We start from the raw sequence: 15,793 nt of genomic DNA, 5'->3' as shown, positions 1-15,793 counted from the left end.
ATGCTGGTTTTTTATATAATCTCACCACTCAATGCTTATAACGTAGTGATTGATGAGCTAGGAGCTTAATAAGCTCTTTTGTCGTTTCCTTCGTAGAAATTAATAAATGCTTGGTTTACCACTCTATGACCACCGCTTGTTGGATAATCACCAGTAAAATACCAATCTCCTAAGTTGTCTGGACAAGCCTTGTGTAATTCACTTACTGGTTGATAAATAACTTCAACCTCGGCTTTGATTTCTGACGTTTTTAACATCTCAGCAATCTTAGCAGATATTTGCTCATCAGTAAAAGGAGCGTAAATTTCTTTTACGTAGTTTATAATATCATCATCTTGCTTGTTTTGTTGCGCAATACATTTTTGATAAACATCGTAAACTACATGATATTGATTAGTCTCTTTTAATAACTCCAATGCAGCTTTAAAAGCGATAAAGTCACCAATTTTAGCCATGTCAATACCATAACAATCAGGATATCTAATTTGAGGAGCAGAAGAAACAATAACAATCTTCTTAGGAGCTAATCTGTCTAAGATTTTGATAATACTCTTCTTCAATGTAGTTCCTCGTACAATACTATCGTCAATAATTACAAGGTTATCTGTTGGTTTTACTACACCATAAGTAACATCATAAACATGAGCAACTAAATCATCTCTACTACTGTCATCAGTAATAAAGGTTCTTAGTTTTGCATCTTTAATAGCTATTTTCTCGAAACGAGGTCTTGTTGATAAAATTTCAATTACTCTCTGCTTTGAAAGTTTACCACCTCCAGCTAAAATAGCCTCAGTTTTTTGCTGATTTAAAATATCTTCAGCTGCCTCCATCATACCAAAGAAAGATGTTTCCGCTGTATTTGGTATATAGGTAAAAACAGTATTTTGAATATCGTGATCTATCGATTTTAACACACTTGGGAAAACGTATTTTCCAAGGTTTTTACGCTCGTTATAAATATCAGCATCACTACCTCTCGAAAAATAAATGCGCTCAAAAGAACAAGCCTTTTTAGGTCTTTGCTCTAAGATTGGAGACATGGTTGTTTTACCGTTCTTTTTTATGATTAATGCATGCCCTCTTTCAATTTCTTTAATAGAGTCGATGTTTACATTAAACACAGTTTGAATAACTGGACGCTCAGAAGCCACTACAACTACTTCATCATCTTGGTAGTAAAATGCAGGACGAATCGCAGAAGGATCTCTAAATACAAAAGCATCTCCGTGTCCTAACAAACCAGCCATCGCATAACCACCATCCCAGTTTTTAGAAGATCTTTTTAAGATACGTTGGATGTCTAAATTTTCTTCAATAAAAGGAGAAGCATCCTTTTTGTTTAAACCAGTCTTTTTAGCTTCAACATATGTATCAGCAACTTCATCTTCTAAAAAATGACCAATTTTTTCCATTACCGTTACAGTATCCGTAGATTCTTTCGGGTGCTGTCCTAAATCAATTAACTCTTTCATTAACTGATTAGAGTTGGTCATGTTAAAGTTACCAGCAACAATTAAACTTTGATGGCGCCAATTGCTTTGACGTAAAAAAGGATGTACATTTTCTATACTATTCCCTCCAAAAGTTCCATAACGAACATGACCTAAAAATAAGTTACCGATATATGGCATATTTTCTTCTTGCCATTGTACATCGTTCACCTTGTCTGGGTTTTTCTCAAAAACACCATTAATTCGCTCATTTATTTGCCCAAAAATATCTTGAATAGGTTGGGTTTTATTCGAACGAATTCTACTAATATATCTAGTACCAGGCTCAACGTTAAACTTAATACTTGCAATACCAGCACCATCTTGTCCACGATTGTGCTGTTTTTCCATAAGCAAGTACATTTTGTTTACTCCATAAAATGCGGTACCATATTTTTCTTTATAGTACTCTAAAGGCTTTAATAATCGTACTAAAGCAATTCCACATTCATGTTTAATAGCGTCACTCATTGTTTTAAAAAAGTGTTTAGTTGTGTTGTGTTTTTATAGTGTTGTTGAATAAAAAAATCCGCAGTTAACCCGCGGATTCTCATTATGATAATTCGATATCAAATTGTGTTAATTCCTTAAATGCCTGTAAACGATGTTGAACTTCTTCTTTTGTTAGTTCCTCCATTCGCTGGGTTCCAAACTTTTCTACACAGAAAGAAGCTAAGTTCGAACCATAAATAATTGCGTTCTTCATATTTTCAAAAGAAACATCTCCTGTTTTCGCCAAATACCCACAGAAACCACCAGCAAAAGTGTCTCCAGCACCAGTTGGATCAAATACTTCAGCTAAAGGTAAAGCAGGGGCAAAAAACATTTTTCCTTCATTAAATAAAAGAGCACCATGCTCTCCTTTTTTAATAACTACAAATTTAGGTCCCATTGCATGGATTTTCTTTGCAGCATTAACTAATGAATATTCTCCACTTAATTGACGAGCTTCTTCGTCATTAATAGTAATCACATCAATACGTTTTAAAACTTCATGTAAATCGCTAAGAGCAATATCCATCCAAAAATTCATAGTATCTAAAACTACTAATTTTGGACGCTCATTCATTTGATCAAGAACAGAAGCTTGGGTCAATGGATGAAGGTTTCCTAGCATAACAATTTCAGAATTTTTAAAATCTTCTGGAACAACAGGTTTAAAATGCTCTAAAACATTTAATTCAGTAACCAAAGTGTCACGTGAATTCATGTCGTTATGATATTTCCCACTCCAAAAGAATGTTTTTCCTTCTTTTATAATTTCAATACCATCGGTATTAATACCTTTTCCTTCCATCATATCTAAATACGATTGAGGGAAATCTCCTCCAACTACAGAAACAACTCCAGTTGATACACCAAATTGTGCAGCTGCCAAACCTACAAAAGTTCCTGATCCTCCTAAAATTTTATCTGTTTTACCAAATGGTGTTTCAATAGCATCAAAAGCTACTGTTCCAACAGCTAATAATTTACTCATAGTGTTAATTTACATGTCTTAAGTATAGAAATATATTTTTAGGTCAACAAAAATAGTATTTATATACCATTGTATTAATTTGCTAACCTGCTAATAATTTCTATGTTAAAGAACTTTATTCTACTTTGTTCGAATTCTAATGAATACCTAACAAAAATTAATATTTAAGTTTACTTTATCAACATAAGGCATTAAAATGCCTTTTTTTATCGTAATTTTGCACTTTCAACAAAATTAGTCTTTGACTGTGCAAAAATAGTTCTAAAAAATGACTATCAAAGAAATACAAGAAGAAATTATTGATGAGTTCTCTATGTTTGAGGACTGGATGGAACGTTACGAATATATTATTGAGTTAGGTAAATCATTACCTTTAATTGATGATTCTTATAAATTAGATGAAAATTTAATAAAAGGGTGTCAGTCGAAAGTATGGTTGCATTCTGAACTTAGTGATGATAAAGTTCAATTTTCTGCCGATAGCGATGCTATTTTAACTAAAGGGATTGTGGCGCTTTTATTGCGTGTGTTCTCAGAGCAATCTCCAAAAGATATTTTAGAAGCAGATACTGAATTTATTAATGAAATTGGTTTAAAAGAGCATTTAAGCCCTACACGAGCTAATGGATTGGTATCGATGGTGAAACAAATTAAACTATACGCTTTAGCACAGCAGGCTAAATTGGCAAAATAAGACTTTGAATTATGACAGAAGATAAACTTGAAGAATTAGGAGATAAAATTGTACGTGTTTTAAAAACTATTTTCGATCCTGAAATTCCAGTGGATATTTATGAATTAGGATTAATTTATGATGTTTTTGTTTCAGAAGAAAACGATGCTAAAATTTTAATGACCTTAACTTCTCCAAACTGCCCTGTAGCAGAAACGTTACCTGTTGAAGTTGAGGAGAAAGTAAAAACATTAAAAGAAATTAATAACTGCGAGGTTGAAATTACATTTGACCCCACATGGACTCAAGATATGATGAGTGAGGAGGCTAAACTTGAATTAGGACTTTTATAATCATGGCAGGCGAAATTGTAAATAGAGTAGCAAATAGCCCTCTTCAAACAATTGATCTTGAAGATTTCTATCCAAAAGGACCTAGAATTGTTTTTGATATTAAAGATTGGTTGTTTGAAGGACTAATTTTAAGAGAAAAAGACTTCAGAGATCAAGTAAAGTCTCATGACTGGGAGCAATACCAAGATTGTTATGTAGCCTTATCTTGTAGTTCTGATGCAATAATTCCCTCTTGGGCACACTTATTGCTAGCAACTATGCTAACACCATATGCGAAAAAAGTTGTGGTTGGCGATTTAGAGTTGTTAGAAACCGTTGTTTTTAAGGAAATTATTGATAATTTTGACATTGAAAAATTAAAAGATAAACCAGTAATTATTAAAGGATGTGCTAGCAAACCAATCCCTTCTTCTGCATATACCTTTTTAATTCAAAGAATACAGCCCGTAGCAAAAAACATCATGTTTGGTGAAGCTTGCTCTACGGTACCTTTGTTTAAAAGGAAGTAAATAGAAGTTTAACATATTATAACGTAATAGTAGAATGAGAACTATACTTTTTACGCTATTAGTGGGATTCACATTTTTTGGATATTCACAAGAAAAGAAGGACAGTGTTCCAAAATCATGGAAGGTCGAAGGGAAAATGGCCTTTGTCTTAAATCAATCATCATTTTCAAATTGGATTGCCGGGGGTAGTAATACCGTGGCAGGAAACTTAGCAGTTGACTACGATTTTAACTACAAAAAAAAGAAGTGGCGCTGGGATAACAAAATTACTTCCGTTTATGGGTTGAGTTATATTGATGGTCAAGGTGTAAGAAAAACTGACGATCGCTTTGAATACAACTCTTTACTTGGGTTAAAATCTGGGAAATACTGGTTCTTCTCCTTTATCAGCAATTTTAAAACGCAATATACGAGAGGATACGATTATAAAAAAACACCTTTTGAGCCAATTTCTGACTTCCTAGCCCCTGCCTATTGGAGTTTTGGTCCAGGTATGTTATGGAAGAAATCAGATAGTGCAAGAGTCAATATTGCTCCTGCATCTGCTCGTTTAACTTTTGTTACAGATGAATTTTCAGGAAAATATGGTGTAGATGAAGGAAGGAATACTGCAGTGGGACTTGGTTTTAATTTATCAGGTTATTTCAAGTTTAGTGTAATGAAGAATGTAGCAATGGAGAATATTCTGGCTATGTACTCTGATTATCTTGACAAACCTCAAAATGTTGATATTGACTATCAAATGAGGTTCTTTATAAAAATAAACAAATACCTTTCAACTAATTTAGGTTTTCATACAATTATTGATGATAATGCCTCTAGTAAGGTCCAATTCAAGCAAATGTTTGGGTTGGGATTGAATTATATTTTTCATAAAACGTGACTTTTCCATAATATCGTTGTCTTAAGCTAATGAAAACATTTAGATTTGTATATCTAAAAAATCAAAAAGAATATATAATGAAAAAATTATTAGCCATTGCGTTGGTATTCGCGGCAATAACTGTAAAAGGGCAAGAAACAAAAGAAGAGCCAAAAGAAGGATGGAAAAAGAGTGGTATTGTTACTTTTTTATTCAATCAATCAGCATTTAACAATTGGTTAGCTGGAGGTACAAATAACATTTCTGGTACTTTAGGGGTAAACTATGATTTTAATTATGCAAAAGGAGATTGGACTTGGGATAATAAAATTATAGCTTCTTATGGACTAACAAAGTTAAAGTCTGAACAAGCTCAAAAAACTGATGACCGTCTTGAGTTTAATTCGATTGCGGGTAAAAAAGCTTCTAAAAACTGGTATTACTCTGCATTTTTTAACTTCAAAACACAAATGTCGTCTACCGATGTAAATGGAGTACAAACATCACACTTCTTTTCACCTGCATATTTCCAGTTTGGTCCAGGTATGATGTGGAAAAAATCAGATAATTTAAAAGTTAACATTGCTCCTGCAACTTCAAAGTTAGTAGTGTTAAGTCCGGATTTAGCTCCTGCTTTTGGTGTTGATCTAGGTGAGTCTACTCGTTATGAATTAGGTGCTGCTGTAAACGCTTATTATAAGTTTAATTTAATGGAGAATGTTTCTGTTGAGAATATTTTAAACTTATATAGTAACTATTTAGAAGAAGCTAAAAATGTTGATATTGATTATACAGTTAACGTAGTAATGAAAATCAATAAATTTTTATCTGCTAACTTAGCATTACAAGCTATTTATGATGATAATGCTTTCGAAGGTTTTCAAACAAGAGAAGTATTTGGGTTAGGAGTTAATTATAATTTCTAAAGAAATAATTAAAAATATTAAAAGGCTGTTTACTAATGTAAACGGCCTTTTTTGTTGAGGTAAATAGTGATTTTTTGCCAGCTAAAAACAACGATTTTTTGAGGTGATTATTTTTTTGGCACGCAATTTGAATTTAGTGTAACACAACCACAAAACATTTGCGTATGAGACGTTTTAAATTACTATTACTATTATTGGTTACAGGAACAATGTTAACTTCATGTGTTGTTGTTAACGATGAATATATAGATAACGGAATTTCTTTAGAAGAGTTAGTTACAAGTTACGATTTATGGTATATCGATTATCATAGAACTCAAGGTAATGCCGATATTCCTTTTATTTCAAGAGCTTTTACAATGTCGTTTCTTAATGGAAGAATGTATGCAAATAACAATATTGTAGATATTGGCAGAACGGGTAATGGTTTGGGAGTTCAAGTGGGAAGGTATAATACATTCAATTCTATTTTAGAAACTAGCCATAATTTAGATGGTAGATATGACTTTGAGGTAGTTCAGTTATCAAGAAATGAAATTAGAATAGATTGTATATCTCTAAATGTGAGTTACTATTTAATAGGTTATCAAAGAAATGCATTTGATTATGATAAGTTGTTTTATGATAACATTGAATACTTCTTACAAGAGTATGTAGCATGGGAGCGTGTTAGATCGGAAGGAGGTACCCCAAATAATTTTGATGATGAACACTATTTACAGTTTACGCCAGAAAATAATGTAACATTCCGTTCATCTCATGATCCATTTGGCACGAATATTGATAATATATTGTGGGATTACGTCGGAGGATATGAAGTAGCTGATGTGAATGGATACGACGACCTAAAGATTTTAACACTTAATTATGATCAAGGTGATACTGAGACATTTGAATTAAGCGTTATTAATGATGAAACGGTAGCATTATACCATTTACGTTCTGAAACTACATACACTTTTGCAGGAAGAGGATTTATCCAGTATAGAAAGAGAGATGGGGAAACAAAGGCAAAGGCAAAAGATATTGTAAGGAATAGTGGAAGAAAACGTACTAAAATAACAAGAAAAACAGTTGAAAGAAGAGTTTTAAAATAAAGTTTGGTTAGTTGATTTTTGGTTGGTTATGAACAATAACCAATTAAAATACCGCCCCTCTCGGGGCGGTTTTTCTTTTTTAATATTTTCTTTACCTAAAAAAGGTTATTTTTATAAGGAATTACTTGTCTGCTCTTCAATTTTATAGAGCCACTTGTAATTAATTTTTAAAATTGTAAACTTACTTTAATAAAATGATTAAAACTGCTTTTATTACTGGAGCTACCTCGGGAATAGGTAAGGCTACTGCGATAATTTTTGCTAAAAATTCTGTGAACTTGGTAATTTGTGGTAGACGAGCTAATAAGCTTGATGAACTTAAAAGAGAGTTAAGTGAATATGCGAAAATTCATACACTTCAGTTTGACGTTAGGCATAAAGAGGACGTTCAAAAAGCCATTGAAAGTCTTCCTGAAGAATTTAAATCGATTGATTTACTGGTTAATAATGCTGGAAATGCGCATGGTTTAAATCCTATACAAGAGGGAAGCATCGATGACTGGGATGCAATGATTGATGGAAATGTTAAAGGATTACTTTATGTTACTAAAGCAATAATGCCTGAGATGATAAAAAAGAAAAGAGGTTTTATTTTAAATATTGGATCTATTGCAGCTAAAGAAGTATACCCAAATGGAAATGTGTATTGTGCATCGAAATTTGCTGTAGATGCCTTGAACAAAGGAATGAGAATCGATTTAAACAAACATAATATAAGGGTAGGAGCTATACATCCTGGTTTTGTTGAAACTGAGTTTTCTGAAGTTCGATTTAAAGGTGATACCGAAAGAGCTGATGACGTATATAAAGGATATAAAGCACTTCAGGCTGAAGATATTGCCGATATTATCTATTTTGTAGCGACCAGACCGTATCACGTGAATATCGAGGATTTGATTGTATATCCAACAGCACAAGCTACCCCTACAATTTTAAATAAAGATGCCTAAATATTCAAAAACTATTGCAGGATGCATGTCTTGGGGACAATGGGGTAAGCAATTCAGTACATCTCAGATGTCTGATCTTATTCATTTTTGTATTGAAAATACCATTACCACCTTTGATCATGCAGATATTTATGGTGATTATACTACCGAAATTGAATTTGGAAAAGCATTAAAAGAAAGTAATGTGGCAAGAGAGAGCATTCAGTTGATTTCAAAATGCGGAATTCAATACATTGGCAAATCTAGGTCGAATAGAGTAAAACACTACAATTATTCGAAAGAGTATATCGTTTGGAGTGTTGAAGAATCCTTAAAGAATTTACAAACTGATTATCTCGATCTATTGTTATTGCATAGACCAAGTCCGTTAATGAATCCAAATGAAATTTCTGAAGCAGTTCAGCAATTAAAACAGGAAGGAAAAATAAAAGACTTTGGCCTGTCTAATTTTACACCACAACAAACAGAATTGATTAAAAGTTGTGAGGAAGTTTCTGTAAATCAGATTGAAGTTTCATTAACTCAATTTTCCGCATTACTTGATGATAGCTTGCATTACATGCAGTTAAATAAAATACAACCAATGATATGGAGTCCTTTAGGGAAGTATTTTAAAGAAGATAATGAACGAAGTCACCAAATAAAAGCTGAATTGCAAAATCTTTGTAAAAAATATCAAGCCACCGAAAGTCAGTTATTATTAGCATGGTTATATAAACATCCAACCAATATGATTCCTGTGATTGGAACTACCAATAAAGAAAGAATCATTGAGTCAGTAAAGGCACAATCAATAACGTTGGAATTAGAAGACTGGTTTGCTCTATTGGTTGCAAGCCAAGGACATAAAGTACCTTAAAAATGATTAATAAGCGGCTTTTAATAAAAAGTTTACTGTCAAAGAACGATGAGAATAGTTTTTACGATAAAAAGCAAAAACTATCATTGCAATCTAGAGAAGGTAAGGCAAAATTTATAAAGCATGTTTGTGCTTTATCTAATTCAAATCCTGATAATAATTCTTATATCGTTATTGGAGTTCAGGACGAAGAGAATAAAATTGTCGGGGTTGATTTTTTTGACGATAGTAAGATTCAGAATTTAGTAAACGCTTACCTAATCAACCCTCCGAAAATTAGTTATGAAAATGTTCATTTTCCAAGGTTGCCTCGTTATAAAGTTGTTGGGTTGGTAACTATTTATCCTAACAAAGAAATTACTTCTCTAGCAAAAACTGCATGGAAGTATCCAAAGAAAACTACTTTTTATAGAATAGGAAGTAACTCTATTCCTGCTGAAGGTAATTTCATTTTAAAAAACACGAATAAGCCTATTGTCGAGGCTATTGAAAAGCACGCAAGAAACAACATAGAGCTCACTTTAAATGGGGTTTTCGATTTTTTTAATAGGCATAAAAAAGAATACAATCCTCAATATAAGGTGTTCAATGAACAATTTGTTTTGTGCTGGGCTGGAAAGAAATCAGAGGTTAATGATGAAGAGTACTTTTCCAGAGTAGATATTGAATTGATTAACGAACAAGTACGTTTGTTTTATTCTGATTTGGACGATGTGAAAATCTCGTATAATGAGAATTCTTTTATAATTACTGAATACATTATGTTAGGAATAGATAAAGAGCATAAGCATTATCCTTTGGAGAAAACCATTATTCATTTTAAAGAAAATGGAATTCATGATATTGCTACTGAGTTTTTATTTGAACCCCCTAAGTTCAATAAAAAAGTACTTTATCATATTTATAACAATAACAACTCTATAATTTCTAAAATCGAAAAAGAAATACCACTTTCTGTAACTGAGCATGAAGATGTTCTTAAACTACCAACTACTTATTTAATTTGCTATTTGAATGGTTTTTTAGAGTCGGAAGAGAAATTGAAAAAAGCGAAAAAATATATTCGAAGTTTAGAAGATAAGAAAACTTATATTGAGTTTAAGGAAGTTCTTCGTGTGCTAAGGAAAGTGAAGTACAAATAAAATAAAACGCCAATAAGATTATATTCTTATTGACGCTTTTTAAATCGGAAACTATATAAGTTATTTATCTCTTTTATAATAGGCAACAATACTAGCTTTCGCTAATGCACTACTATTTAAATAGTACCCCACAACAGCTGGATTGGTTTTAGAATTTAATTTTAAAGTTTCTTTGTTTAAGGCATATACGGTAATAATATATTGATGGAAACCGTGTCCTTGAGGTGGACATGGACCTCCGTATCCTCGAGTTCCATAATCTGTAATACTTTGAACTACTTCTTTTGGAAGTAGGTTTAAACTCACATTTCCCGCATTGGTTGGAATGGAACTAATATTCGTTGGAATGTCAAATACAAGCCAGTGCCACCATCCACTTCCCGTTGGAGCATCTGGATCATACATTGTAATCGCAAAACTCTTTGTTTCTGCTGGTGCATTTTTCCAAGAGAGTTGTGGAGATTCATTTTTTCCAGTACATCCGAATCCACCGAATTCTTGATTTTTAGTTGCTTGTCCGCCTAAATCTGAACTTGTTAATGTAAAGGTGTTTTGTCCTACTAAAGTAGCTGTTGCAAGGAGTAAAATTAGTGTTAGTTGTTTCATGTGTTTATGTTTATTGTTTTCAATGTATCAAAATATTTGATTTTAAATAAAAGCCTCTTTAATTGCCTTAAAGACAATGCAAAGTTAGCCGAAGTTTGGAGTTATTAAGATTTGAATTAGCTCAAAAAGTGTTGGAAAAAGGTCAAATCGATTGAAATTGCTTTGGTGTTTTTCCAAATCTTACTTTGAATGCTTGCACAAAGCTCGAAAGACTTTCATAACCAATTTCGTAATAGATTTCTGAGGCTCTTTTTTGCTCATTTTTAAGTAAGAATGCTGCATGTTCTAGTCGTTTTTCTTGAAACCATTTTATCGGTGATTCTTGAAAGTGTTTCTCAAACTCTCTTTTAAATGTTGAAACACTCATGTTTGATAAAAAAGCGAGCTCAGCTAGGGTTAATTTTTTGTGTTTATAGGCTTCAATGGTATTCAAGAAATCATTGTTTTTCTGATTTCCATTTTTGATAATTGAAGATAAAAAATGGGTTCCATAAGTTTCCACTAAATACAACATGAGTTCCTCGAATTTCAATGAAACAAGACGTCGTTTGGTTTTTTCAGATAAGGTCATGGCATGTTGCAAGCCTTGAATGTAATTTTTAAGAAAAAGATCTTTTGTGAAAGCGTGTATTAATTTTTGTTCGGTTTTTTTGGCAGTGGTGATACCATATTTTCGAATGAAATCTAAAACAGCATCATTGGAGAAAAAGAGTAAGATACTTTGATATCTTTTTTGAGCATTTGAAAGCTTCTCTGTCATTAAACAATGTCCTGAATTCATTAATAAAAAACTAGAATTATCAATGGAAATAGTTTCATTACTTGTAATAACTTCTTTCGTTCCTTCTACTAAAAAACTAAAAGTGTTTTGTGTTAGTTGTATTTGTTGTTTGGCAATTTCTTGAATACTTTGATAATTGTAGATTGAAACTTCTGAGAATTCAATATGTAATTCTTCAGGTATTGAAATTGTAGTCATGGTGAAACAGAAAATCTCCAACGAATGTAATTAATATTCGAAGTTTAAACAAGCGCTCATTCGGTATTCATAAAGAAGTTAAGAGCGATGCGGAGTTGTAATTGTTTTATTTGTATGTAATTACACTTTTTTCTTGTGTCAAACTCGCATTACTTTAGATAAATGAAAGTTTAGAAAATGATTTGTTTAAAATTTTACGATCATCAACCTCAAGCCATTTGTCTAAGATTGTTGCATATACTTCCCTAAAGTCTATCGTGTATTTAAGATCCCCATTGCTGTCGAGATTATCAAGTCGTGATAGTTCATTGTAAATTCCAGATTGTCTTAATTTCTTACCAATAACAAAAACATTGTTCGCCGCTCCATGGTCGGTTCCATTGGCAGCATTTTGCTGTACTCTTCTCCCAAATTCAGAAAAGGTTAGAATAAGTGTATCTTCGAAAGTGTTTTGATCTTTTAAATCATCAACAAAACAAGAGATACTTTCTGCATAGGTTTCAAGTAAACGTGATTGTTTGTTAACTTGGTTTACATGCGTGTCAAATCCAGTTAAAGCGGCATAATATATTTGAGTATCTAAGCCTGAATTAATAAAATCGGCAATGGTTTTTAGCTGCTTTCCAAAAACATTTTGCGGGTATGATTTATTGGTAGATTTTGCGCTACTTTTTTCATAAATATATTTCGCTGATGATTTTGCATTAATCATGGTATTATATAAATACCCAAGATTGTGTTCGCTAAGGTGCGTGTCATCATAATTTTGTAATACATCGGAAAAAAATGGCTGTCTTAAGGATTGATAAAAAAGCTTCGGATTAGTAATTGCCAAACCGTTCTGTTGGTTCCCTTTGAGCATTAACGATAAACTTTCATCTACTTCAATAGCATGATAAGGTTGGGAGCTGGTCATATCTAGAAAACGTCCTACCCAACCACTTTGTAAATATTCATTACTATTGCTGGCGGTTTGCCATATATCTGTAGATCGGAAATGCGATCGATTCGGATTTGGATACCCTACATTGTTTATGATACTTAAATAGCCTTTATCATATAAAATTTTTAACGGAGCCAGTTTAGAATGCAAACCTACCTCGTCATTTAGTTTTATAAGCTCTGATTTGGAAATGGCAATATTTTGCCTTTTTTGGTAGTAGATATCATTTCTAAAAGGAACAATTGTATTCAATCCATCATTACCACCTTTAAGTTGAATAATTACCAGTTTTTTATGGCTAAAAAGTTTTTTAGCACTTTGACTAAAAGCCTGAATAAATTGAGGAATAAAGAATAAGCCTCCAGTGGCAATGGGTGTTTTTTTTATAAAATCTCGTCTTTTCATACTCATAGTTTTTAACAAAGTTGATACTCTGGAAGTGACAATAATTGAATACAGAAATCTCTTTTTGAAACTTGCTTACTTCCTTCAAGAAATTCTAAAGTCCCCTTGTTTATTGGACTTATAATTAATTGATGGACTAAATCTTGATTGTTATTTGAAGGATAGTTTTTATGAAACGTGCTCCAATCAACTTTTGTTTTGATGAAAGCCTTTCTTCTAAGCCTTCTTTTGGAAAGGTTGCTGGCATCATCTTTTAAGTCTCCTTTGTCAGAATAGCTTATTTCAGCATTGTTTAATAATACAGAAGGTAAGCGAAGTCTTGTTACAATGGTATTGCTGTCAATCCAGGATTTTCCTGTTTTCCATCCAGCAACATTGGGAGGGAACAGTAATATTTGCCCAAGTAATCGTTGAATTAATAATTCTTGTTTTGGCTTTTCAAATGCAAATGGAATGGTTTGATACAAACCTATAACCAGTTCAATAGGTGATTTAATTTTGGAGCCAATATTTTTCTTTTGATAAAACCAATCGGAACTTAGAAGATAATGCATTAATTCTTGAATGTTATAATTCGGGTAAAATACATTTGTCATTTCCTCGATATGTGAAGAGCTTATTGTTTCATTGACAAAGTATTTATAGATTTTTTGACAAACAAACGCAGCACATTGTTTTTGATCTAAAATGATGTCAATTATATCATCACCATCAAAATTTCCTGTTTTTCCAAAGAAGGTTTTCTCTTCATAATCATGTTGTCTTCTTCTTAGAATAAATTCTCCCGAAAATCGATGGTTGTAACCTGTAAAGGCACGAGCACTTTCTTTGATATCTTTTTCTGAATAATTCCCTTGCCCCAGAGTAAATAACTCCATAAGCTCACGAGCAAAATTCTCGTTCGGTCTGCTTTTTTTGTTTTGCTTATTATTTAGGTATTTTAACATTGCAGGTTCTTTAGAAATAGCTTTTACAAAAGTTCTAAAGTCTCCAAGTGCATACTTTCTTAGCGTGTTGTTATATTGTTGAACAAAAAGAATGTTCTTGTCTTCGCATACAAAATGATTTGCCCAAAAAAGAGTCATTTTTTCTCTTAGCAGCTCTTTGGGATGACAAAGTCTATCAAGCCAAGCATGGTTGAACTCTTTTAGCTTTTTTCGACTCATTTTCATTAACTCTGACCTTCGAGCTTTGTTTTTTACATCTTCACGGGTAATGTTTTTAAGAAATGAAATATCAATTTGTAAAGGAGTATATTCAGAAGAAGAGTTAAATAGAATATCAAGGATTTGGTTTTTAGATAAATCCTTGATATTATCAAGCTGTTTCGGAGTAATTCCAAAACCAATTCTGTTATATAAATGTTGTATGTGTCTTACTTCCATATATATAAGACACAGTTTTTGATAAAAAGTTTAATTGTAGGCGATAACTCAAAGTTTAATCATATAAGGGTTGCCTTAAATTATACTATTCTAACATGGCAACTACTCTGGCAGGTGCCGCAGATGCACCAACTATTTTTAATGGAAAAACGGCTACTTTAAAACCTGTAAAAGGCAATGCATCAAGATTTACTAATTGCTCCATATGACAGTACTCTTTGTCTTTTCCAACCAAATGAGCCTCCCAGAATAATTCTGCATCATTAGTTTCTTTTGCTTTTTGAATAAGATAGGGAAGAGGTAAGTCCCATCCCCAAGAATCAATACCCATTACTTTAATTCCTTGATCAATTAACCATTCTGTGGCTTGAGCACTCATTCCAGTCCCTATTTTATGGAAATCTTTAGTGCCGTTAAACTTATCACGACCCGTTTTTATCAAAACAATCATGTTTGGTTTTAAGACTAGGTTATTATTCTTTAAAAATTGCTCGATATCATCTACGGTTATAGGATCGAAATCAACTTTATGCTTCATGTCAATAACAATTCCGTCACCATAACACCAGTCTAATGGAATTTCATCAATGGTTTTAGATTTTTCTCCATTAGTAGTTGGTGAATAATGCCAAGGAGCATCAATATGAGTAGTGGAATGTACTCCCATTTTTTGTATGGTATCATCAGCCCATCCAGTAAAATTCTTTGGAAATAGTTTGAAAGGAAGTCCTAAAATTCTAATTAGCCACTTTGCTTTATGATGAGGTTTATGTTTGATTTTAACCTTCATAAACCAAGGGTCCTGCTTGTTATATTGTATGGGTTTTGATAAATCGATAATTTGCATGAGAAGGAATTTAGTTGAGAAACAAAAGTAAACTAAAAACACCTTCTCGCAACATACAAGAAACATTTTCAAACTCAAAAAACTCGTAATTCATAATTAAAAATTCCTGACTGACACTAGTGTAAACCCTTAGTTTAATTTCAGGGAAACTAGGTGTTGTGTTGTCTGTAAGTTATTTATACTTTTAATGCACCTTAAAAAAATCCCTCTACTTTTATTTAAACAAACTTGCGATAGAGATCTATTAAAATAAACAATGAAAAAGTGTTATAGTGTTTTCTAGT

Annotated in this window: 16 protein-coding genes; 9 read left to right on the top strand and 7 right to left on the bottom strand. The window is 32.3% G+C overall.

Going from position 1 to position 15,793, the window contains the following annotated elements:
- Window positions 1–65 precede the first annotated feature (65 nt).
- Together ACKTTV_RS02455 and ACKTTV_RS02450 are read right to left on the bottom strand one after the other, a co-directional pair.
- Window positions 66–1,964 carry an amidophosphoribosyltransferase gene (locus ACKTTV_RS02455; RefSeq protein ID WP_408029217.1) on the bottom strand — a complete coding sequence of 633 codons (1,899 nt, stop codon included), beginning with the start codon at window positions 1,962–1,964 and terminating at the stop codon, window positions 66–68.
- Between the two features lie 82 nt (window positions 1,965–2,046).
- Window positions 2,047–2,973 carry a PfkB family carbohydrate kinase gene (locus ACKTTV_RS02450; protein WP_408029216.1) on the bottom strand — a complete coding sequence of 309 codons (927 nt, stop codon included), beginning with the start codon at window positions 2,971–2,973 and terminating at the stop codon, window positions 2,047–2,049.
- A 268-nt stretch (window positions 2,974–3,241) separates the two neighbouring features.
- On the opposite strand from ACKTTV_RS02450, the gene ACKTTV_RS02445 reads away from it, so the two are divergent.
- From ACKTTV_RS02445 to ACKTTV_RS02405, 9 genes are all read left to right on the top strand, one after another.
- Window positions 3,242–3,667 (top strand): SufE family protein, encoded by a 426-nt coding sequence (locus ACKTTV_RS02445; protein WP_408029215.1) that lies wholly within the window; start codon window positions 3,242–3,244, stop codon window positions 3,665–3,667.
- Window positions 3,668–3,678: 11 nt separating this feature from the next.
- Window positions 3,679–3,999 carry a DUF59 domain-containing protein gene (locus ACKTTV_RS02440; RefSeq protein WP_408029214.1) on the top strand — a complete coding sequence of 107 codons (321 nt, stop codon included), beginning with the start codon at window positions 3,679–3,681 and terminating at the stop codon, window positions 3,997–3,999.
- A 2-nt stretch (window positions 4,000–4,001) separates the two neighbouring features.
- Window positions 4,002–4,508 carry a DUF2480 family protein gene (locus ACKTTV_RS02435; protein ID WP_408029213.1) on the top strand — a complete coding sequence of 169 codons (507 nt, stop codon included), beginning with the start codon at window positions 4,002–4,004 and terminating at the stop codon, window positions 4,506–4,508.
- A gap of 34 nt (window positions 4,509–4,542) precedes the next feature.
- Entirely contained in the window at window positions 4,543–5,391 is an 849-nt protein-coding gene (locus tag ACKTTV_RS02430) for a DUF3078 domain-containing protein (RefSeq protein WP_408029212.1), read from the top strand.
- Window positions 5,392–5,468: 77 nt separating this feature from the next.
- Complete coding sequence (locus ACKTTV_RS02425) at window positions 5,469–6,296, top strand: DUF3078 domain-containing protein (RefSeq protein ID WP_408029211.1); 828 nt, start codon at window positions 5,469–5,471, stop codon at window positions 6,294–6,296.
- Window positions 6,297–6,460: 164 nt separating this feature from the next.
- Window positions 6,461–7,393 (top strand): hypothetical protein, encoded by a 933-nt coding sequence (locus ACKTTV_RS02420; RefSeq protein WP_408029210.1) that lies wholly within the window; start codon window positions 6,461–6,463, stop codon window positions 7,391–7,393.
- A 194-nt stretch (window positions 7,394–7,587) separates the two neighbouring features.
- Entirely contained in the window at window positions 7,588–8,343 is a 756-nt protein-coding gene (locus ACKTTV_RS02415) for an SDR family NAD(P)-dependent oxidoreductase (protein ID WP_408029209.1), read from the top strand.
- Window positions 8,336–9,202: an aldo/keto reductase gene (locus ACKTTV_RS02410; RefSeq protein ID WP_408029208.1), complete on the top strand. Its 867-nt coding sequence runs from the start codon at window positions 8,336–8,338 to the stop codon at window positions 9,200–9,202. Before ACKTTV_RS02415 ends, ACKTTV_RS02410 begins: the two co-directional genes overlap by 8 nt.
- Window positions 9,203–9,204: 2 nt before the next feature.
- Window positions 9,205–10,344 carry an ATP-binding protein gene (locus ACKTTV_RS02405; protein ID WP_408029207.1) on the top strand — a complete coding sequence of 380 codons (1,140 nt, stop codon included), beginning with the start codon at window positions 9,205–9,207 and terminating at the stop codon, window positions 10,342–10,344.
- A 60-nt stretch (window positions 10,345–10,404) separates the two neighbouring features.
- Here the strand turns inward: ACKTTV_RS02405 and ACKTTV_RS02400 are convergent, their stop codons facing one another.
- The 5 genes from ACKTTV_RS02400 to ACKTTV_RS02380 form a co-directional block, all read right to left on the bottom strand.
- The gene (locus ACKTTV_RS02400; RefSeq protein WP_408029206.1) at window positions 10,405–10,950 is read right to left on the bottom strand and encodes a YbhB/YbcL family Raf kinase inhibitor-like protein; all 546 of its coding nucleotides are present in this window, start codon (window positions 10,948–10,950) and stop codon (window positions 10,405–10,407) included.
- A gap of 142 nt (window positions 10,951–11,092) precedes the next feature.
- Window positions 11,093–11,929: a helix-turn-helix domain-containing protein gene (locus tag ACKTTV_RS02395; RefSeq protein WP_408029205.1), complete on the bottom strand. Its 837-nt coding sequence runs from the start codon at window positions 11,927–11,929 to the stop codon at window positions 11,093–11,095.
- A 154-nt stretch (window positions 11,930–12,083) separates the two neighbouring features.
- Complete coding sequence (locus ACKTTV_RS02390) at window positions 12,084–13,277, bottom strand: DUF1501 domain-containing protein (protein ID WP_408029204.1); 1,194 nt, start codon at window positions 13,275–13,277, stop codon at window positions 12,084–12,086.
- An 11-nt stretch (window positions 13,278–13,288) separates the two neighbouring features.
- Window positions 13,289–14,662: a DUF1800 domain-containing protein gene (locus tag ACKTTV_RS02385; RefSeq protein ID WP_408029203.1), complete on the bottom strand. Its 1,374-nt coding sequence runs from the start codon at window positions 14,660–14,662 to the stop codon at window positions 13,289–13,291.
- 85 nt (window positions 14,663–14,747) lie between these two features.
- Window positions 14,748–15,509 carry a cyclase family protein gene (locus ACKTTV_RS02380; RefSeq protein WP_408029202.1) on the bottom strand — a complete coding sequence of 254 codons (762 nt, stop codon included), beginning with the start codon at window positions 15,507–15,509 and terminating at the stop codon, window positions 14,748–14,750.
- Between the last annotated feature and the right edge of the window lie 284 nt (window positions 15,510–15,793).

Origin of the sequence: Tenacibaculum xiamenense (genome assembly GCF_964513065.1) — a bacterium.
Classification (GTDB): Bacteria; Bacteroidota; Bacteroidia; order Flavobacteriales; family Flavobacteriaceae; genus Polaribacter; species Polaribacter xiamenense.
Note: the sequence above shows the minus strand (reverse complement) of the source record. Positions and strands in the feature narration are given on the sequence as shown.